14 protein-coding genes are annotated in these 19,256 nt (G+C 70.5%); 4 read left to right on the top strand and 10 right to left on the bottom strand.

Annotation, left to right across the window (positions count from 1 at the left end; all coding sequences use genetic code 11):
- Nucleotides 1–64: 64 nt before the first annotated feature.
- The 6 genes from ACFWHU_RS21470 to ACFWHU_RS21445 form a co-directional block, all read right to left on the bottom strand.
- Nucleotides 65–1,549 carry an MFS transporter gene (locus ACFWHU_RS21470; protein WP_387226386.1) on the bottom strand — a complete coding sequence of 495 codons (1,485 nt, stop codon included), beginning with the start codon at nucleotides 1,547–1,549 and terminating at the stop codon, nucleotides 65–67.
- Between the two features lie 96 nt (nucleotides 1,550–1,645).
- The gene (locus tag ACFWHU_RS21465) at nucleotides 1,646–2,443 is read right to left on the bottom strand and encodes a 3-hydroxybutyrate dehydrogenase (RefSeq protein ID WP_385792420.1); all 798 of its coding nucleotides are present in this window, start codon (nucleotides 2,441–2,443) and stop codon (nucleotides 1,646–1,648) included.
- Nucleotides 2,444–2,595: 152 nt separating this feature from the next.
- Entirely contained in the window at nucleotides 2,596–4,062 is a 1,467-nt protein-coding gene (locus ACFWHU_RS21460) for a 3-hydroxybutyrate oligomer hydrolase family protein (protein ID WP_387226383.1), read from the bottom strand.
- Nucleotides 4,063–4,129: 67 nt separating this feature from the next.
- A complete protein-coding gene (locus tag ACFWHU_RS21455; RefSeq protein ID WP_387226550.1) occupies nucleotides 4,130–5,431 on the bottom strand; it encodes a PHB depolymerase family esterase in 1,302 nt (433 codons plus the stop codon).
- A 330-nt stretch (nucleotides 5,432–5,761) separates the two neighbouring features.
- The gene (locus ACFWHU_RS21450; protein ID WP_387226381.1) at nucleotides 5,762–6,418 is read right to left on the bottom strand and encodes a CoA transferase subunit B; all 657 of its coding nucleotides are present in this window, start codon (nucleotides 6,416–6,418) and stop codon (nucleotides 5,762–5,764) included.
- A complete protein-coding gene (locus ACFWHU_RS21445) occupies nucleotides 6,402–7,202 on the bottom strand; it encodes a CoA transferase subunit A (protein ID WP_387226379.1) in 801 nt (266 codons plus the stop codon). The genes ACFWHU_RS21450 and ACFWHU_RS21445 overlap by 17 nt, the downstream gene beginning before the upstream one ends.
- 169 nt (nucleotides 7,203–7,371) lie before the next feature.
- On the opposite strand from ACFWHU_RS21445, the gene ACFWHU_RS21440 reads away from it, so the two are divergent.
- Complete coding sequence (locus ACFWHU_RS21440; RefSeq protein WP_387226377.1) at nucleotides 7,372–8,115, top strand: beta-glucanase; 744 nt, start codon at nucleotides 7,372–7,374, stop codon at nucleotides 8,113–8,115.
- 50 nt (nucleotides 8,116–8,165) lie between these two features.
- Here the strand turns inward: ACFWHU_RS21440 and ACFWHU_RS21435 are convergent, their stop codons facing one another.
- On the bottom strand, nucleotides 8,166–9,494 hold the full coding sequence (locus ACFWHU_RS21435; RefSeq protein WP_387226375.1) for an HEXXH motif domain-containing protein: 1,329 nt from the start codon (nucleotides 9,492–9,494) through the stop codon (nucleotides 8,166–8,168).
- Nucleotides 9,495–9,772: 278 nt separating this feature from the next.
- Between ACFWHU_RS21435 and ACFWHU_RS21430 the strand changes: the two genes are divergently transcribed.
- From ACFWHU_RS21430 to ACFWHU_RS21420, 3 genes are read left to right on the top strand one after another with little or no spacing between them, the layout of a single operon-like run.
- On the top strand, nucleotides 9,773–10,021 hold the full coding sequence (locus ACFWHU_RS21430; RefSeq protein ID WP_387226373.1) for a hypothetical protein: 249 nt from the start codon (nucleotides 9,773–9,775) through the stop codon (nucleotides 10,019–10,021).
- A gap of 43 nt (nucleotides 10,022–10,064) precedes the next feature.
- Nucleotides 10,065–13,850 carry an FxSxx-COOH system tetratricopeptide repeat protein gene (gene fxsT, locus ACFWHU_RS21425; RefSeq protein WP_387226371.1) on the top strand — a complete coding sequence of 1,262 codons (3,786 nt, stop codon included), beginning with the start codon at nucleotides 10,065–10,067 and terminating at the stop codon, nucleotides 13,848–13,850.
- 40 nt (nucleotides 13,851–13,890) lie between these two features.
- On the top strand, nucleotides 13,891–14,892 hold the full coding sequence (locus tag ACFWHU_RS21420) for a hypothetical protein (protein WP_385792429.1): 1,002 nt from the start codon (nucleotides 13,891–13,893) through the stop codon (nucleotides 14,890–14,892).
- Here ACFWHU_RS21420 and ACFWHU_RS21415 read toward each other — a convergent pair.
- The 3 genes from ACFWHU_RS21415 to ACFWHU_RS21405 form a co-directional block, all read right to left on the bottom strand.
- A complete protein-coding gene (locus ACFWHU_RS21415; RefSeq protein ID WP_387226369.1) occupies nucleotides 14,864–16,996 on the bottom strand; it encodes a hypothetical protein in 2,133 nt (710 codons plus the stop codon). The two genes, ACFWHU_RS21420 and ACFWHU_RS21415, sit on opposite strands and share 29 nt — an antisense overlap.
- Nucleotides 16,997–17,232: 236 nt before the next feature.
- On the bottom strand, nucleotides 17,233–18,309 hold the full coding sequence (locus ACFWHU_RS21410; protein WP_385792431.1) for a hypothetical protein: 1,077 nt from the start codon (nucleotides 18,307–18,309) through the stop codon (nucleotides 17,233–17,235).
- Between the two features lie 6 nt (nucleotides 18,310–18,315).
- Nucleotides 18,316–19,224: a hypothetical protein gene (locus ACFWHU_RS21405; RefSeq protein ID WP_387226367.1), complete on the bottom strand. Its 909-nt coding sequence runs from the start codon at nucleotides 19,222–19,224 to the stop codon at nucleotides 18,316–18,318.
- Nucleotides 19,225–19,256 lie beyond the last annotated feature (32 nt).

The following is a 19,256-nucleotide window of genomic DNA, read 5'->3' as shown; positions in this document are numbered from 1 at the left end:
GGTGATCACCTCCAGGCGGGCACGGGTGCGGCGGTGGGATACGGCCCCGGGTCGGGGTGGCGGGTCAGCCGCCGAGCCGGGCCGAGTCCTTGGCGTCGCTCTCGGTACGGCTCGCCGCGGAACCCTTCGCCCGGTCCCCGGCCGCGTTCGCGGCGGGCGCCGGGACGGAGCCGACCAGTCCGTCCTTGGTCAGGTCACGGCCCCTGGTCTCCTTGGCCACCCAGACGGTCAGGACGGTGACGAGCGCGGCGGCGCTGAGGTAGATGGACACCGGCATGGACGAGTCGTAGTCCCTGAGCAGTTCGACCGCGATGAGCGGTGCGAGCGCGCCGCCGATGATCGAGGCGAGCTGGGAGCCCATCGAGGCGCCGGAGTAGCGGACCTTCGTGTCGAACATCTCGGAGATGAAGGCCGCCTGCGGCCCGTACATCGCCCCGTGGAACAGCAGACCCACCGTGACCGCGAGGGCGATGACCGGGAACGACTCGGTGTCCAGCAGGGCGAAGAAGGCGAACGCCCAGCCGACCATGCCGATCGCGCCGATCTGGGTGACCGGACGGCGGCCGAGCCGGTCGGAGAGGGCGCCCCACAGGGGGATGGTGACGAAGTGGACCGCCGAGCCGATCAGGACCGCGTTGAGGGCGTCGCTCTTGGGCAGTTCGAGGTGGACGGTGACGTAGACGAGCACGAAGGCGGTGAGGATGTAGTACGAGACGTTCTCGCCGAACCGGGTGCCGATCGCGACCAGCACCTCGCGCCAGCTCTTGCGGAACACCTGGACGACGGGGGCTTCCTCCTTGATTCCCGCGACCGCGCCCTTGGCTCCCCCGGCCGCCTCGTGGGCCTTCGCCGCCTCGGCCGCCTCGTCGGCCGCCTTCTTCTGCGCCTCCAGGAAGACCGGCGACTCCTCGACCGAGATCCGTATCCACAGGCCGATCACGACCAGCACTCCGGAGAGCAGGAACGGGATGCGCCAGCCCCAGGCGAGGAACGCCTCGTCGGACTGGACCGCGGCGAGCAGCGCCAGTACACCGGTGGCCAGCAGGTTGCCGCCGGGCGCGCCCGCCTGCGGCCAGGAGGCCCAGAAACCACGCCGCTTGTCGCCGCCGTGCTCGGAGACGATCAGGATCGCGCCGCCCCATTCGCCGCCGAGTGCGAAGCCCTGGACGAGCCGCAGCACGGTGAGCAGGATCGGCGCGCCGACGCCGATGGTCGCGTGGGTGGGCAGCAGGCCCATCGCGAAGGTGGCGCCGCCCATCAGCAGGAGGCTGAACACCAGGAGTTTCTTGCGGCCGATCTTGTCCCCGTAGTGGCCGAAGACGATGCCGCCGAGCGGGCGGGCGGCGAAGCCGACGGCGTAGGTGAGGAAGGCGAGCAGCGTGCCGACGAGCGGGTCGCTGCTGGGGAAGAACAGGGTGTTGAAGACCAGCGCGGCGGCGGAGCCGTAGAGGAAGAAGTCGTACCACTCGATGGTGGTGCCGACGAGGCTGGCCGCGACGATGCGGCCGATGTTGGCTCGGCGGGGTGGTGTGGAGCTGGGGTCGCTCATGGTGGAGTCACCGCGTTTCGTTGGGCGGGCAGGGACGGGGGTGCGGAGCTGGGCGGGAGCGGAATTCTCTGGTCGCGGGCTTGGGCGCCGGGTGGGTCAGCCGGCGCCCCATCCGCCGTCGACGGGGAGTGAGGAGCCGGTGATGTAGCCGGTGTCGGGGCCGCAGAGCCATACGCACACCGCCGCCACCTCCTCCGGTTCGATCAGCCGTTTGATCGCGGAGCGGTCCAGCAGTACGTCGCTGACGACTTCGTCCGGGGGGATCCCGTGGGCGGCGGCCTGGGCGGCGATCTGCCCTTCCACGAGCGGGGTCCGTACGTAGCCGGGGTTGACGCAGTTGCTGGTCACACCGTGCGGCGCGCCTTCGAGGGCGGCCACCTTGCTCAGCCCCTCCAGGCCGTGTTTGGCGGCGACGTAGGCGGACTTGAAGGGGCTGGCGCGCAGTCCGTGCATGCTGGAGATGTTGACCACGCGGCCCCAGCCGCCGGCGTACATGTGCGGCAGGCAGTGCCGTATCAGCAGGAACGGGGCCGTGAGCATCACCTTCTGCATCAGCTCGAACCTGTCGGGCGGGAAGTCCTGGATGGCCGAGACGTGCTGTAGTCCGGCGTTGTTGACCAGGATGTCCACGTCGGCGGGGAGCCTGTCGATCGCGCCTGTGTCGGCGAGGTCCACGGCGTGGCTCACGCCTCCCGTGTCGGCGGCGACGGCCTTGGCCGCTTCGGCGTCGCGGTCGACGATATGGACCAGCGCGCCGGCTTCGGCCAGCGCCACGGCGCAGGCCCGTCCGATGCCGCTGCCACCACCGGTTACCAGGGCGGTGCGACCCTTGAGCGCCCTTCCCCCCGCGCTCGGCGCGGAGGGATCGGGGCCTGCGTGACTTGGGCTCTTCATGGCCGGAACGGTAGAGACACCTGAACCGACATCCCATGTGACGGTTCACCACAGTGGATGCCGGTCGGATGGTGTCCTACACCATAGGGTTCGCCAGGAGCGGCGCACCGTCACGCTATGTGACTTTCCTGGGCCGTCCGGTCATCCTCCGTTCACCGTCCGAGGGGGCAGCGGGTGAGCAGTTTGGCCGGATCCGCCCCGTCGGGCAGGGGCAGCGTACGGCTCGGCGGCGGGCGCCTGCCGTCGTCCAGCCAGCGCTCCAGCGCGGTGACGGCCGAGCGGTGACACGGCACCAGCGGGCGGAGCCGGTCGGGGAAGGTATCGAAGAGCGAGTCGACGTGGGTGCCGCCCTCGACCCGGTAGTACCGGTGCAGCGAGCCACGGCCCTCCTGGCGCACCATCCGCGCGTAGGTGTCCGAGGTCTTGGAGATCGGCAGCAGTACGTCGAGCGTGCCGTGGAAGCTGATCAGCGGTTTGCCGATCCGGCCGGTCAGTTCGATCTTCTCGACGGCGTCACGGACGGCCGCCGGCCGCGACCCGTAGTCGTAGTCGGCGTCGCAGGCGGGTGTTCCCGGGGCGCAGAAGGGCGTCCCGGCCTCGACCGCGCCGTCGTACCCGGGGTCCAGTTCCTCGCGGTAGATGCGCTGGGTGAGGTCCCAGTAGTACTGGTGGTGGTACGGCCAGAGGAATTCGGAGCCGGCAGGGAATCCGGCCTTCACGATCTGCCGGTGTGCGGCGCCGGCTCCCGCGCCACCGGCCGCGTAGGTGGGGTAGGCGCGGAGGGTGGGCGGCAGGAAGGTGAGCGGGTTCGGGTCCTCCGTACGCCAGAGGGTGCCCTCCCAGTCGACGCCCCCGTCGTACAGCTCGGGGTGGTTCTCCAACTGCCACCGCACGAGATAGCCGCCGTTGGACATGCCCATCGCGAGGGTGCGGGTCACCGGCCGCTGATAGCGCTGGGCGGCCACCTCGCGGGCGGCGAGGGTGAGTTGGGTGACCCGGCTGTTCCATTCGGCGAGGGCGTCGCCGGGTGCGGAGCCGTCGCGGTGGAAGGTGGCGCCGGTGTTCCCCTTGTCGGTGGCGGCGAACGCGTAGCCGCGGGCGAGTACCCAGTCGCCGAAGGCCCGGTCGTTGGCGTACTGCTTACGGACCCCGGGCGATCCGGCGATCACGAGGCCGCCGTTCCAGCGGTCGGGCAGCCGGATCACGAACTGCGAGTCGTGGTTCCAGCCGTGGCTGGTGTTGGTGGTGGAGGAGTCGGGGAAGTAGCCGTCGAGCTGGATTCCCGGTACGCCGCTCGGGGTGGCGAGGTCTTTGGGGGTGAGCCCCGCCCAGTCGGCCTCGTCGGTGTGGCCCGAGGCGACTGTCCCGGCGGTCGTCAACTCGTCGAGGCAGGCGGCCTCTTGGTGTTCGGCGCCGGGGACGACGATCGCCTTCATCCCGGCGCAGTGGCCCGGTCGGCCGGTGTCGGCGTCAGCGGCGGAGACCGAGGCCGCGGGGGCCGCGACGGCCACCATCAGGGCCGCCGCGGCGAGGCCGGTGGCGCGGATCCACCGGGCCCGGACTCTGCCGGCGGGACCGCCGGGTGGGACGGGTGGGACGTTCTGTGGAACAAGTGGCATGGACCATCACTCCGTTGCGAGGACACGACACACGGCATGTGCGGGGCTGCGGGACGCTACCCACCCGTCAGGGGCAGCGAGCGTCGGCGAGGACGTAGTAACCGGTCGGGGACTCCTTCAACGTGCGGATGACGAACGTGTTGTTGAGGCCCATGTTCTGGTTCGAACCCTTGGCGTACACGTAGCCACCGCTGGTGGTCGCCCGCCCGGCGCGCACGTGCTCGTAGTTGCTCGCCGTCCAGCAGGCCGCCGCCGTTCCGCCGGTGCCGGCCGTGACCTGCGCCGAGCGCGCGCCTTCGGCTCCGTCCGAGCCACGCGCGGCCACGCTGTACGCGTGTGTGGTCCCGGCGCTCAGACCGCTGTCGGTGTACTGGGGATCGGCCGGCTGGGCCAGGCGCGTACCGCCTCGGTAGACGGCGTAGCCGGTCGCGCCTGCCACCGGCTCCCAGGCAAGGGAGATGGCGGAAGCGGTCGTACCCGTGGCCCGCAGTCCGGTCGGCGCGGGCAGTTGGCCGGGCCCCGGCGCGGACGTGTCGAGTCCGAAGAAGCGGGTGACCCAGTGGCTGGAGCAGATGGAGTCGATGAAGTGGGCGGTGCCGGTCGCTCCGCACTGCTCGGCGCCGGTGCCGGGGTCGACCGGCGTGCCGTGCCCGATGTTCGGGACCCGGTTGACCTCCACGGCGACGGTGCCGTCACCGGCCAGATACTCGTCCCGGCGTGTGTTGTTGGCTCCGATGGTGGAGCTGCGGTCCGGCGTCTGGTCGAGTCCGTGCACCTGGGTCCACTGGTCGCGCAGTTCGTCGGCGTTCCTCGGGACGACGGTGGGGTCGTTGTCGCCCTGCCACACGGACACCCTCGGCCACGGGCCCGTGTAACCGGGATAGGAGTTCCGTACGCGCTGCGCCCAGTCCTGGGGCGTACGGTCCACGCCGGGGCTCATGCAGGTGAACGCCGCCACGACGTCCGTGGCGCACTCGTACGGCAGTCCGGCCATCACCGCGCCGGCCTTGAAGACGTCGGGGTACGCGGCGAGCATGACCGCCGTCATGCCGCCGCCGGCGGAGAGTCCGGTGACATTGACCCTTCCGGCGTCGGCGCCGTAGGACGAGACGGCGTGGGCGACCATCTGCCGGATGGACGCGGCCTCGCCCTGGCCTCGCCGGATGTCGGCGGCCTGGAACCAGTTGAAGCACTTGTTCGCGTTGTTGAGGGACGTCGTCTCGGCGAAGACCAGCAGGAAGCCCTGGCGGTCGGCGAAGGTCGTCAGGCCCGAGTTGTCTGCGTAGATCTGGGCGGACTGCGTACAGCCGTGCAGCGCGACCACCACGGGCGCGTTCGCCGGCAGGGACGAGGGCCGGTAGACGTACATGTTCAGGCTGCCCGGGTTGGCACCGAAACTGGTCACCCGCTCCAGGGTGACGGCGGCTTGTGCCTCGGGCGCGGGCGGGAGCAGTGCGATCCCGGTCGCCAGGGCGAGGGCGGCCGCGACGCGCCCGAGGACGCGGCGCAGCCGCCCACGCCGGGTGGGGGGCTGTGATGTGGTTCGGTTCGGCTCGGACGACGGTGTGTGAGACAACGTGACCTCCAGTGGGGTGCGGTCACAGTAGGAAGCGTCTCACCCGCCCCGGAATGTGTCGGCGCTCCACAACCCGGCCACCACAGGGGGGTCACCACCTGTTGCGGGAAGCGCGCCGCGCTGCTAAGCCCGTCCGGCGCCCGACGACAGGGCGACCGTCAGTTCCGCACCGGTGGCGGCCCGTACCTGGTCCACCGTCACATCCGGTGCCAGCTCCCGCAGCAGCAGGCCGTCCGCCGTGACGTCGAGGACGGCGAGATCGGTGATCACCCGGTTCACGACCGCGGAACCGGTGAGCGGCAGGGTGCACTCCGTCAGGAGTTTCGGCGATCCGTCCTTCGCCGTGTGTTCCATGAGCACGATCACCTGCCGGGCTCCGTGCACCAGATCCATCGCGCCGCCCATCCCCTTGACCATCTTCCCGGGGATCACCCAGTTCGCGAGATCGCCGGACGCGGAGACCTGCATGGCGCCCAGCACGGCGACGTCGATGTGCCCGCCGCGGATCATCGCGAAGGACAGCGCGGAGTCGAAGTACGACGCGCCCGGCAGGGTCGTCACCGTCTCCTTGCCCGCGTTGACCAGATCGGGGTCCACCTCGTTCTCGTACGGGTAGGGGCCGGTGCCCAGGATGCCGTTCTCCGACTGGAGGACGACCTCGACACCGTCGGGCAGATGCTCCGGGATCAGTGTCGGCAGACCGATGCCGAGGTTGACGTAGGCGCCGTCGCGCAGCTCGCGGGCGGCGCGGGCGGCCATCCCCTCACGCGTCAGAGCCATGCCCCACCGTCCCTTCCTGACGTACGCGTACGGTGCGCCGTTCGACGCGCTTCCCGGCAGCCGGGTCCCCGGCCCGTACCGGAACGACCCGCTGTACGAAGATGCCGGGCAAATGGACCCGGTCGGGGCCGAGTTCGCCCGGTTCGACCAGCTCCTCCACCTCGGCGACGGTGACGCGTCCGGCCATGGCCACCAGCGGATTGAAGTTACGGGCGGAGGCGTGGAACCGGAGATTGCCGTGCCGGTCGCCCGCCGCCGCCCTGACCAGGGCGAAGTCCGTGGTGATGGCTTCTTCGAGGAGATGCTCGCGCCCTGCGAAGGTGCGGGTCTCGCGGGGCGGCGAGGCGACGGCGACGGAGCCGTCGGCGCCGTAACGCCACGCCAGTCCGCCGTCCGCGATCGCGGTTCCCACGCCCGCCGGCGTGTAGAACGCGGGGATGCCCGATCCGCCCGCGCGCAGCCGCTCGGCGAGGGTCCCCTGGGGTACCAGCTCCACCTCCAGCTCGCCGCTGAGGTACTGGCGCGCGAACTCCTTGTTCTCCCCCACGTAGGAGCTGGTCATCCGGGAGATCAGCCCGCGCCGCAGCAGCAGCCCGAGACCCCCGTCATCCACTCCGCAGTTGTTGGACACCACCCGCAACTCGCCGGTCCCACGCGCCAGGAGCGCGTCGATCAGCACTCCGGGGACACCGCACAGCCCGAAACCGCCCACCCCCAGCGACGCTCCGCGCCCGATGTCCGCGATCGCGTCCGCCGCGCGGGCGACCACCTTGTCCACACTCATCCGATGCCTTTCGTCGACTCCGCCCGAGACTAGGAAGCGTCTCCCGTACGCGGCCATGGCGACGGACCACACAACTGTGCGGGCTTTCATGGCGTTTCGTCTTCCGCCCCGACAGGTACGTATCCCAAGGTCACCGCCCTGGACCCGGACCGTTCCGGACCGTGGACGCGTGGTGCGGTGCGAGATCGAGGTGATCGACGGCATGTTCGGATCCAGCGGTACGGCGGACGAATCCGCGAACTCCCACTCTCCTCAATCCCCCCACGGCCGACCTGTGTTCACCGCCGACTTCTCGTCGCGGGACCAGTGGGTGGCCGGCCGCTCCTGGGCGTATCCCGACGGCGGCCCGACCAACCCGGGCGACGACAAACTGGACCACCTCACCGCGGATCCCGACTACAGCCGGTCCGGTGTCTTCCGAGCGACGCGAATGCCCCGGGGCACCTGGAAGACGGGGCTGTTGACCACCGAAGGCAGCGCCGACGACTTCATGGTCCGCTCGGGCGACATCCTGGAGACCCGGGTCCGCCTCCCCCGTGAGCAGGGGGCGTGGCCGGCGATCTGGACCTGGCTGGACGGCGGCAACGAGATCGACGTGTTCGAGTACCACCCGGACAATCCGGACCTGCTGGAGCTGTCGAACCATGTGAACGGCGGTCGGCGCTACTACCGCGACCGGGCGATCCGCCCCGGCGCCTGGGTGGACTTCGAGATCCACCTCGGCGCCCGCTCGGTCGTCTGGCACATCAACGGCGCCCGCGCCTTCGAGGACCGCACCGGCGTGGGCGGTGACTGGCGGGCCCATCTCATCGTCAACCTCTCGGTGTGCGCGGGCCGCTACCACCCGCCCCCGGATCCGGCGACCACGGAGATGTCCTACGAGGTGGCGAGGCTCCGCGTCTACCGGCCCTGACACGGGCAACGGCCGCCGCGACGCCGCGCGGGCGGCCGTGTCCCGCCCGCTCAGCCGGCCCACTCGGGTGTGCCGGGCACGGCCCCGTTCGCCTCGACCCACCGACGGCGATGCTCCGCCGCCAGGTCGTCGGCCCGCGCCACAACCGTCAACGGAAGGCTCCGCACGCTCAGTTCACGCAGCGCGGTCCGCATGCCCGACACGAAGCGGCGCCCCGTCGGGGTGAAGGCATGACAGTCCGTCAGCTGTGCCACGCCCGTGCGCACCGCCTGGCGCCAGCGCGCCAACTCCAGCTCCGCCATGTGCGCTTCGTCCGGTCCGTGCGCCGAACCCAGGCACCTGTTCCAGTACTGGGCGACGCCGAGGAACGCGTACGTGCCCTGGAGAAGTCCGGAGAGGGGCCGGGGGTCGCCGCGCCAGGGCGCGTAGTAGCGCGCGGCCGGGTCGTCCGTCGCGAAGAAGTCGAAGAGATGGAGGAGCGCGCTCAGTTTGTTGTGCTGCGTCTCGTGGGTGAACGCCAGAGCCACCGAGGCCGCGGACGACGGTGAGGAGAGCGCCAGACAGCCGAACGCCTCCGCCGAACTGCAACTCGTTCCGGCCGGTCCTGGCGACCGGAGAGGGACCAGCGTGCGCAGTCCGCCCTCGACCTCGGCGGCCGTCTCGGGGTGCTCGGAGCGCAGCAGCCGCAACCCCTGACGGATCGTCGTCCGCCAGTGGGCGTACTGCCGTTCGGTCAGCCGGGGGGCGCGTTGGGCCGAGGGGAAGGCGTAGGGATCGAGGTCGTCCAGCAGCAGCGGTTCCCCGTCGCCGACGACCGCCGCCCGGCGCACCGCGAGCCAGTCCTCGCCGTCCTCCCAGTGCCGCGCCGGGACGCTCACGCGTCGGCCGTCCACCTCGACCGCGGCGTCCGGGCCACTGTGCACCAGGGCCGTTTCACCGTCCCGGACGCCTCTGAACCGGGCGAGTCCCATGGAGGGGAGCAGCACCCCTTCGGCGCTGACGGGCAGCGCGAGCGTCCTGGTCAGCCCGGTCCGCACCGCCGCCGCTGCGGACAGCGCGGACAGGGAGGTCAGCGGCGCCGGCGAGGTCGGTGCCGGACGCGGTTCGTCGAGGGCCCGCAGACCGTGCAGAAGCCCCAGGCCCGTCGCGGGATAGCAGAGGAGTTCACGCACCACGGCGGGCGAGACGTGCCGGGCGGCGCTCAGCACCGACCACGCGCGGCGCGCGTCGGCTCCCGGCGCCCCGCCCCGCTCCTCGGCGCGGGCCACCACGGCGCGCAGGAGTACGAGACGTCTGCTGTGTTCGGAGCCGGCGAATACCGCGACCGCCTCGGCACCGCCGCCGCCCGTGGCGATCCGGTCGAACAGTGCTCCGGTCATGCGGTACGAGGAAAGGGTCACGCCGCCTTCGTGCAGCACTGTGCGTCTCCCCGTGACGATCATTCGGCCCCTGCACGCCAAGGATTCTTGCCCTGCGGTTCGGCAGTCAAGGGCGCGAATTGGCCTGGGGGCGCGGACGGGAGTTGCGAACGTGCCTCGATCATTTCCCGCAACGCCCTGGTAGCGGTTCTGACGGTCCGTTACCATGCCGATCCGGCACTTCTTCGTCTCGGTGACGTATTCCCACGAATTCCGTCGGACGGTGAGGGTGATCCACAATGACCGACCACGGCGATGCGCACGGTGATCCGCGCGACGACCTGGAATCTCTGATGGTGGATCTGTCGGAGCTGTCTTTCGAAGAAATCGAGCATTTGCCCGGCGACGTACTCGCCCACGCGCTGCGCAGTGTCCGCGAGTCCGCCGATCGGCCCGATTTCCTGCTCAGCACGGACACGCCCGACGACAAAACCGCGGACCGGGGCGCCCCGATTCCGCCACGTTCCTTTTCTCAACTCATATACTGAGCACGCTCGCGCGAGGGATTCCGCGGCCAGAAGTGGAGCGACGATGTCCGAGGCCGATGTCGACATCCGCGGACCGCGGGTGGCCATGTTCTGTTCCACGGCGGAGAATATCGGGCAGACGTCGACCCTGCTCAGTGTCGCCGTGACGCTCGCCGCTTCCGGACGGCGGGTGCTCGTGCTGGACGCCCGACGGGCGGGAGTACGGGCCGCCGACATGCTCCGCCGACTGCTTCCGCCCGGCGCGGAGCCCGACGACGGGGGCGCCGCGCCCGGTCCCGTAACCCTCCCGGCGGTGAGCGCGTCGACGCCGCCCGCCCTGCCTCCCGAGCGTCGGTGGCGGATCGCGCCCGGTGACAACAGCCCCGTCCTGAGCCTGGTCACCCTCGACGAACTCGACGGTCTCAAGGCTCTGCCGGGCCGCGACGAGTTCCCCTTCGGCGAGTACGACCGGGTCCTCATCGACGCGCCGGTCTTCCGCACCGAGGACGAGCTCACCCGGTGGGCCCATCTCCCCCACACCCTGGTCACCTGCTTCTCGCTCAACTCGTGGTCGATCCAGGCCGCGTCGGCGCTCGCCGCCGGTGTCCCCGCCGCCGACGCGCGCCGGATCGACGTCGTGGCGGTGGGCCTCCAGGCGGACCCCCGGATGGAGGACCAGCTGCGCCTGGCCCGTGACCGGGTGCGGGAGAGCTTCCAGCCGCTGTGGGGCGCGGGCCGGACCGGGTACGTGGAGATTCCGTACGACGCGACGTACCAGCGCGCCCTGGCGCTGACGGCCGGACAGGGGGAGGCCCCCGCCGACCGGCCCCTGGCGCCGAGTTTCACCCAGCTCGCCGACGCGCTCGGCTCCGGCCGGGCCGGGGGCTCCCAGCACGCCCTCGTGGTCCACGCGGCGCACCACCTCGCCTGGGCCGAGTGGATCGAGGCACAGCTCGCGGCGGCCGGGGTCACGGTGACCAGGCTCAAATTCGCGGCGTACAACGGGCAGCGCCCGTCTTCCGACGCCATGGTGCTGCTGCTCTCCCCGACGGGCCTGCGCCCCGAGCGCGGTGACCTCCTCGCGGACCTCTCGCACCCCAATGTGCGTCTGGTGCTGGTCGAGCAGGAGGCGCCGCCCCGCCGGCTCTCCCATCATCAGCAGATCGATCTGCGTCATCTGCCGGAGCCCGGAGCGGTCGAGACGCTGATGCGCGGTCTCAACATGACGGCCGCCCCGCCGGCCCCCGGACCGCGCAGGCTCAACTTCCCCAACCGGCCCAGAAGGCAGAACATCGCTCCCCGCAACGCCTCTTTCGTCGGGCGCGACGAGACCCTCGACCGGCTGCGCGCGGCGCTCACCACGGCGGGCCGGACGGGCGGCATCTGCCGGGTGACGGGGCGTCCGGGAGTCGGGAAGAGCGAGATCGCCCTGGAGTTCTGCCACCGCTTCAGCGGCGGCTACGACGTGGTGTGGTGGCTGCGGGCCGTCACGCCGAAGGAGCTGGACCGGGGCCTCACCGGCCTGGTGCGGGCCTTCCGCCTGGACGGGGCCGGTGATGTCGTCGAGACCGTCAGGGAGTTGCAGCGCTCGGCCGCGAATCGTGACGAGCGGTGGCTGCTGATCTGCGACGACATCGCGACCGCCGCCGAACTGGAGAAGATCGGGGGGCTGTTGCCTCGCCCGTCGGAGCGCTGTCATGTACTGGCGACGGTCCGGGGCACCGACAGCGCGGCGGACTCCGGGGCGGTGGTGGTCGAGCCGTTCACCGCCGAGGAGAGCGAACTGCTGCTCTCGGTGATGGTCCCCAACCTGCCGGCGGCCGCCGCCCGCCGGGTCGGCCAGACGGTCGGACTGCTGCCGCTGAGCGTGTATCTGGCCGCCGCGTGGCTGGGCGTGGAGACGGCACGGGGCGTCGACACGGACAACCTCATGCGTACGGAGGCGATCCGGCGGGCGGTGGAGCGGTTCACCGAACTGTTCGACAGGCATCAGCGAAGGCTGCTGCGTGACATGCCGAACGTACCGCTGCCGCGTGTCCTGCTGGAGGTCGCGTTCGCCTCGCTGGAGGAGACGGCGGCGGCCCATGTGTGGGCCCGGGTGGCGGGCGGCAGCGACCCGCTGGTCTGGCTGGCCGAGGTGTGCGCCCTGCTGGCCGGCGCGGGGATGGATCTGCCACTGCTGCGGTCGCCCCAGATGCAGGCGGCCGTGGTCCGCCGGCGCCGCGAACCTCCGTCACCCGGGGACGCGCCGATGTCCGGTCCGGCCCCGGAGCCGGGTGACGGCGCGCATCTCGACGAGCCGCTGATGGTCGACGTCGCCCTGTGGGCGCTGAACCGCTACGGCCTCGTCGAGTTCGACTTCGCCCGCCCCGACGAACCGGTACGGATGCACGGAGTCGTCCGGGAGCTCGTCGTACGGCGCATGGGGTCACGGCGGGCCGGGCGTGAGGCGGAGCTGCGCGAGGTCGTCGGCCGGTACGAGCCCGCGGCCGACGGCACCGGACGCCGGGAGGGCCCCCGGGCCAAGGAGTACATGGACCGCCGGGCCCGCCAGATCGAGGCACTGAAACTGTGGGACGACGAGCGCCCCCAGGTGCGCGGCCGGCTGCTGGGCCATCTCCACGATCTGGTGCGGTCGGGGGACAAGGTGTCGCTGGAAGAGGCCCTGCGGGTCGCGGAGTTCGCGGTCAACTCGTGGCACGACGGTCGGACCCCGGAGTATCTGCGGCTGCTCGCCCTGAAGTCCCAGGCGCACCGGCGGCTCGGCCAGTACGGCGACGCGGGGCGGCTGGCGCGCACCTCCCTCCATGGTTACCGCGCGCTCCTCGGTCCGAGCCACCCCCGCGCGCTCCAGACCAACAGGCTGTACTCGGCGGGCCTCAGGGCCGTGGGCAACTTCTCGGACGGGCTGGCCGAGGACGACAGCGCCGCGCAGAGCATGCTGGAACTGCTGGGGCCCCGGCACGAGGCGACCGCCCTGGTGGAACACACGCTCGCGCTGTCCCTGGCGTTGAACGGCGACTACCACAAGGCGCTGCGGCTGCTTCAGAACCTGCACAACCAACGACGGGCGATCGGCGGCCCGGACAGTGCGCGCGTGGTGGAGCTGGTGCCGTTCCTGGCCGCCATGCACCGCAATCTCGGGCAGAACGCGGAGTCGTTCGACCTGCTGAAGCGGCTGATGCTGCGCCGCTCGTCCTCCGACGCGAACCCGCTCGGGGTGCCTCTGCGGGTCGACGCCGAGAACGGGCTCGCGGTGAGCGAGCGCCGGCTCGGCCGCCCCGACGAGGCCAGGGAGCGCGATCTGCGGGTGCTGGAGCTGGCACTCGAAAGGCTCGGGGAGCAGCATCTGGCCACGCTGCGCTGCCGGTTCAGTCTGTCGGTGGATCTCTGTGTGCTGGGTGAGTTCGAGGAGGCGGTCGCCGAGACGGAGCGCTGTCTGACCCGTATCGAGAGCACCTTGGGCGCCGCCCATCCGTTCGCGCAGCTCTGCCGGGTACGGCTCGGGGTTCATCTGCGGTACGCCGGGCGGCACGCGCCCGCGCTGGAGATCGGAACCGCCGCGCAGTCGGCGCTGACTGAGCGGATGGGCGCCGGGCATCCATGGGTCATGGCGGCGGCCGTCGGTGTCGCCGGCGCGCTCTTCGCGAGCGGCCGGCTGGACGAGGCGGCGGCGCTGGAGAAGTTCGCCCGCGACGGTTACGACAGGCTGGAGATGGCACGGCACCCGTTCCGGGCCGTCGCGGCGGACAACCTGGCCATCACCGAGGCCGAGCTGAGGGGTGGGCCTCTCACTCCGGAGATGGCGCGGCGGCGCGGGGACATCGACGTGGAACTGCCCGGCGTGTGACATCGGCGGGCGGCGGCCCGGGGAGGGGAACGGAGTGGACATGACGGAACAGGCCGGCCTCGAGGAATCGGCGGGCACCCGTGCCGAGTTGCTGAAGGCGGACCACTGGACCGACGACGCCTACGAGGAGTTCGCCCAGCGGTGTCTGGCCGCGGCCCGGAAAACGCCCTTGTTCCGGGGTATCGCGCACTTCAGCAACAACATCGTGGATTTCGCGGTCCGGCCGGCGGGCGCGCCCCCGTTCCCCGCGGCCGGTGGCCTGCCGTGGGACGAGGAGGTCGAGACCGAGGGTCGGCCCGGCCGCCAACTGCTGCGCTGCGTGGCGGACTTCAGCACGACACTGGACCGGCTGGAAACCGGTTATCTGATGCGGGTGCTGGCCGTCACCACCGGCGGGGCGATGCACTACGGACGGCTGAAGCGCGGTCAGCATCTGGTCTCCGTCACCCTGGCGGACGCCGGGGTGGATGGGCTGGACTGGATGATGAACGACACGGTCGCGGACATCCGCGAAGCGGTACTGCATCAGCCGGACGAGCATCTGGGCGGTGACAAGAATCGTCCGCTGCGAGCGCTCGACGGCCCCCAGGACATCAACTTCGAGGCGGACCGGACGGCGGACCAGGTGTTGGTGTCCGCACTGCGCCGCGACTGGCAGTCGCTGGTCAACCGGCACGACCTTCAGTACGCGGCGTACTACCGCGACTGGGCGCTGGTGTGCGCGGGTGACGCTCTCGGCGACCGGCTGATCAGTCCCCATCTGGTGGGTGTCGTGGCCGCGGCCAAGCGCGCGATGTACCACGACATCGCGTTCCGCCTCCGTACGACGGTGGCGAGTCTGGCCGAGCCGTTGCAGTCGATCGGTCTGTCGGGGCTCACCCGGCTGGTGCTGGACGTGCAGGAGGGCGCCGTGTACATCCACTGGCTGGGCGGGGGCGAGGGTGACTTCGTCCTCGGCGTCACACTCGACCAGTTCGAGGTGGCCAACGCCGAGACCCGGCTGCGCGAGCTGGTCAGGGGGATCTCGGCAGCCGGCTCCTGACGACGGCGCGCGTCGAGCGCAGCACGTCGCCCGCCAGCGCGGTCAGCAGCTCCCCCGGATCGCTGTCGTACGGCACGGGCGGTTCCTCCCACGAACCGGTACGGAACGAGCCGCCGGGCACTTCGCCGGGCGACGCGACGGGACTCAGCGGTGGCAGCACCTCGATGGAGATCTCGAAGCTGCGGCAGATGACGAAGAGGCTCTGGTGCTGTTCGCGGTCGATGGGCCCGCCCTCGTCACCGCCGACGGTGCGCCACCAGTCGGCGAGGGATCGCTGGAACGCCTTGATGAGATTGCGCGCGTGCGCGGCGGTGCCCAGGAGTTCCATCCGCCGTTCGCTGAAGTCCATGCGGTGCGGGCGGCCACCGGGGGCGGCCATGCCGCTGCCGTCGACCCCGAGATCGGGGGACGGTTCGCCGGTGCCGTCGAGCAGCCGGTCCACTCCGGCGAACGCGGCGGTGAAATAGGGCTGGACGGTGTCGGGCAGCGGGAGTTCGGGGGTCCGGTCCGTGCGGACCGCGCTCGCGTGCTGGTGCCGGGTGATGCCGACCTCGACGCTGTCGAGCCGCCGCATGATGTCGGACTGCTGGGCGGTGATGGTGTCGAGCCGGTCGCGTACCCGTTCGAGCTGGGCGTCGCGGCTGCTGGTACGGAGCCGGTCGGCGAGCTTGGCGACGCCGAGCGTGAGGTCACGGGCGAACCGCCGCTCCCCCACGGCGAGCGGGACGGTGTCCGTCACGGCCGTGACGCGGTCCCGCATGGTGCGTGACACCTGTCCGTTCACGACGATGAGCACCTCGCAGTGGCTGGACTGGAACACGTCGCGCACGGTGTCGGTGACGCGCCGGATGGCCTCGACGTCGTCGTCGCCGAGGACGGAGCCCACCGGGACGATGGCGATCCACGAGGCGGCCGCGACCCGTACCCAGTACGGCGCGTGCCCATGGCTGCCGACGACCGACTCGTTCAGCCCCTCCGGCCCGGCCGCGCGGCCCCACTGCTCCTCGGTGAGCGCCTTGTCGAGGAGGCTGTAGACCTCCTCCGTCGAGCGTGTCTCGTAGTCGGCGCGTACCGCTCGGTGCACGATGCGACTGTCGATGGGCGCCGGTTCGCCGCGCGGCCCGAGCGCCGTGTTCCAGGCGCTCTCACAGATGCGCAGCGCTCTGCGGGGGACGCCGTCGGAGATGACGGCCACCTCGCCCACGGCGGGGCGGGTGAAGGGCGCGAAGGGTGTCTCCGGCGCCGCCGCGTCCGTCTGTGAGGCCGGGCCGCTCACGTAGGCGCTGATGAGTTCTTCGGTCCGCCGGGCGTTCCAGTTGTTCAGCCAGAACGGCGACACCCGCTCGTGCAGGGACGGCGGGAGTTTGCCCCAGGAGTCCGGCTGGATGCAGAAGACGAGCAGACCGCCTTCGTTGACATAGCAGTTGACCAGCATCTCGAAGGCGTTGATGAAGAGCATGCGCTCTTTGCGCCGCCAGCTGTAGACCTTCTCGAAGTCGTCGAGGACGAGGACGTACGGTTTCCCGACCTGCCCGTAGACGAAGCTGAAGACGGCGAGGGCGTCGAACGTCATCTGGATGCCGTCGATCGCGCCGGTGATCCCCCGGTCCCGCAGCGACTGCGCGGGCCGCTCCCCCGACAGCCAGTCCCACACGTCGCTGTTGAAGGGCCGGCGCAGCAGCAGGGCCAGCGCGGTGGCGAAGGCGCGGTGGTCGGTCACTCCCTTGAGGTGTTCCCGCAGCCGCCGCTGGATCAACTCCTGGTCCAGGTCGTACGTCTGGGCGATCTTCTGCGGGTCGATCCGGCGTTCGCGCAGTCCGCGTACGTAGTCGCGTTCCTGTTCGCTCTGGAGGAGCGACTCGTCCCGGTCCAGTAAGTCCGCCACGACGTCGGAGTGGTAGTCCGTCACCGCGCGTTCGAGTTCGGCGCGGGCGTTGAAGTCGTCCCGCGGATGCATGATCCGGTTGCGGTAGACCGACCCCATGTCGGTGAAAGGCTGCCCGATCACCCAGATGGGCTGGGAGCTGCCTCTGTCACGGACCGTGCTGATGAGTTTCTCGGCGATATGGCTCTTACCCAGTCCGTAGCCCCCGACAAGAGCCATGACACGGCCTCGCACCTGGCCGTTCTCCGCCGACTCGAAATACTCGGTGAGATGTTCCCGCAAATCCGGCCAAGGTCCGCCCGGGATGTGAATCCGGTCCCTCGGGGAGTCGTTACCGACGGTCGTGGTGTCGTCGAAGCCTTCCAGCTGGACGCTGGTGCTGCCCCGAAATGGATTGATTCTGCCGGGATTGCTGTCGATCTGACTCACTGCGGTGCTCCTCCCTGGTGAGACGTTCAGTACCTGCGTCGGACATCGGGTGGCGTCAACTCGTCGAAGTGTCGGCGTACGACTTCCGTGTCGATCCGGTCGTTGTATTCCCTGCGAGCCAGTTGGGCGATCTCGTAGAGATGTGTCTGCATGTCCCCGATGGTATTGATCGGTAATGACGGCGCCGTGTCGATGACGTCGTCCGTGACGGATACCACCGGAGCCGGTATGCCGTCCACGGTCAGCCGGTGCCGGATGTAGGTGGTCCAGTCCTCTTTCTCCAGCGCGCCCATCTCCAGATGGGTCACCGCTTCCGGTCTCTCGCCCAACGCGGCGTGCAGCAGCGGGGCGAAGTCGATCTGCGACACCTCCAGAAACACCACGAGGCCACGGGTCGCGATCTCGTGGCACTCATTTATGAATCTAATGGACAATTCGGTGTGCGCCCAGGGGACGTGCGGCACGACGATCAATGCGCAGCGTTTGACGTTTTTCAGGATTCTTTTGAGCCGGTGATATCCACTGTAGGGCTTGGACGGATCCACGGTAAGTACTGACTCGCGTTCGGCCCGGTCCCACTCCGGAAGATCCCTCAGGGTTTCGACGACACGCTCCAGGATCTGCGCGTCGATGGGCTCGAACAGCTCGCCGGTACCGTCGATGCGGCCCCGACCAAATGACTCCCTTTTGTTCCGGTACCCGTCGAGAACCACCACGAAGGAACTGGCGGGGCGGTTTCTGGTACGCCATTTCTCGACCGTCTGCGGATCCTCGCCCCCGGGCCCGTCGCGAGCAATCACGCATTCCTGAAGACGGGCGGCCAGATCGTGCACGCAGTGATGGATCAGACTTGTCTTACCCGTTTTTCGGGCACCGCTGACGATGACGAGATGGCCGGGGCTGAATTCGACGTCCAGGAGATCCCAGGGGCTCGGCCCGTGTACCTGGAATTTCTCCAGCAACTGCGCCACATGGTCCACGGGCGCCCAAAGATCGGAGTGCCCCTCGAACAGCCAGGGCGCGAGCGGCGCGTACTTCTGCCACGGTCCGGCGCCCCCGGTGGGGACGCCGAACAGATTGCACGGCAGCGGGCTGGTGGTCATGGTCGGTCAGGCCCCCGTGTTCGGGCCGCCACGCGGCTGTTGGTCCGGCGTCCGGGGCGGCGTCCGGGGCGGCGTCCGGGGACGCGAGGAGCGGAGACGGCGGATGTAGCGGCGGACGTGCCAGACCACGGCCCAGGAGGTCAGTTCCTGTGCTTCGGCCACGTTCGCGGTCAACTCGGCGTGGACGCGCCCGATCTCGGCCGCCCGCTCGTCCGTCGTCAACGACCTGGCACCGCCCGCCGACTTGACGTCGACCGCTTCCAGCGGATCCGGCAACGGGAGAGTCCTCCCCAGGTCGCCTGCCGCGCGCCCACGCGCCCCCGGCAGGCCGAGCCCTCGTAGCGCCGCCGCCAACGCGGCGCGAGAGGTGACCACTTCACCGTGCGGGCTGCGGGCGTTCTCCCGCCAGGCGGTGAGATAGAGCTCCACCTCGTAGGAGAACGTGCCGGTAGCACCGGTCAGTGCCGTGAGCCGCTCCCTGCGGCGCAGGGTGCCGCGCTCCACGAACTGGATGAACAGCGTGAACACCACGCCCAGCGCGGCCAGCAGCGCCGAATCGCGGACACCGCCGCCGCCTTCGTCCTTCGCCGGCGCCGGCGCGTCGGGCCGGGCGGCCATCACGGCCTCGCAGACCCGCCCGAAGTCCTCCGGGTGGCGGACGTACCACTGCTCGACGGTCAGTGCCCGCGTGCGGGTCGGGCCCGCGAGGAGCCGGGCCGGATCCCCGGTGACGGGCTTAGCCACATCCAACTGCCCCGCCGCGCGCACGATTTCCGGCTGCCGGGCGGGGTCGAGACAGTAGACGACCCGCGCGTCGTCCTCTTTCTGGTCCGCGAACGCCACGGACGGGACCGCGCACACCCATACGGCCACCGCGCACCCCAAGGCGGCCGGCCCCACCCCCACCCGGTCCATCGCTCCCCCTCCCGTGTCTCTCCTCGTTCTCC

The organism is Streptomyces sp. NPDC060366 (assembly GCF_042725135.1).
In the GTDB taxonomy this organism is placed as follows: Bacteria; Actinomycetota; Actinomycetes; order Streptomycetales; family Streptomycetaceae; genus Streptomyces.
This window is presented reverse-complemented; position numbering and strand designations above follow the sequence as displayed.

Excerpts from the sequence above, each read along its gene's own strand:
- ACFWHU_RS21470 (WP_387226386.1), bottom strand. The coding sequence starts at position 1,549 with ATGAGCGACCCCAGCTCCACACCACCCCGCCGAGCCAACATCGGCCGC.
- ACFWHU_RS21465 (WP_385792420.1), bottom strand. The coding sequence starts at position 2,443 with ATGAAGAGCCCAAGTCACGCAGGCCCCGATCCCTCCGCGCCGAGCGCG.
- ACFWHU_RS21460 (WP_387226383.1), bottom strand. The coding sequence starts at position 4,062 with ATGCCACTTGTTCCACAGAACGTCCCACCCGTCCCACCCGGCGGTCCC.
- ACFWHU_RS21455 (WP_387226550.1), bottom strand. The coding sequence starts at position 5,431 with ATGTACGTCTACCGGCCCTCGTCCCTGCCGGCGAACGCGCCCGTGGTG.
- ACFWHU_RS21450 (WP_387226381.1), bottom strand. The coding sequence starts at position 6,418 with ATGGCTCTGACGCGTGAGGGGATGGCCGCCCGCGCCGCCCGCGAGCTG.
- ACFWHU_RS21445 (WP_387226379.1), bottom strand. The coding sequence starts at position 7,202 with ATGAGTGTGGACAAGGTGGTCGCCCGCGCGGCGGACGCGATCGCGGAC.
- ACFWHU_RS21435 (WP_387226375.1), bottom strand. The coding sequence starts at position 9,494 with ATGACCGGAGCACTGTTCGACCGGATCGCCACGGGCGGCGGCGGTGCC.
- ACFWHU_RS21430 (WP_387226373.1), top strand. The coding sequence starts at position 9,773 with ATGACCGACCACGGCGATGCGCACGGTGATCCGCGCGACGACCTGGAA.
- fxsT (WP_387226371.1), top strand. The coding sequence starts at position 10,065 with ATGTCCGAGGCCGATGTCGACATCCGCGGACCGCGGGTGGCCATGTTC.
- ACFWHU_RS21420 (WP_385792429.1), top strand. The coding sequence starts at position 13,891 with ATGACGGAACAGGCCGGCCTCGAGGAATCGGCGGGCACCCGTGCCGAG.
- ACFWHU_RS21415 (WP_387226369.1), bottom strand. The coding sequence starts at position 16,996 with ATGGCTCTTGTCGGGGGCTACGGACTGGGTAAGAGCCATATCGCCGAG.
- ACFWHU_RS21410 (WP_385792431.1), bottom strand. The coding sequence starts at position 18,309 with ATGACCACCAGCCCGCTGCCGTGCAATCTGTTCGGCGTCCCCACCGGG.
- ACFWHU_RS21405 (WP_387226367.1), bottom strand. The coding sequence starts at position 19,224 with ATGGACCGGGTGGGGGTGGGGCCGGCCGCCTTGGGGTGCGCGGTGGCC.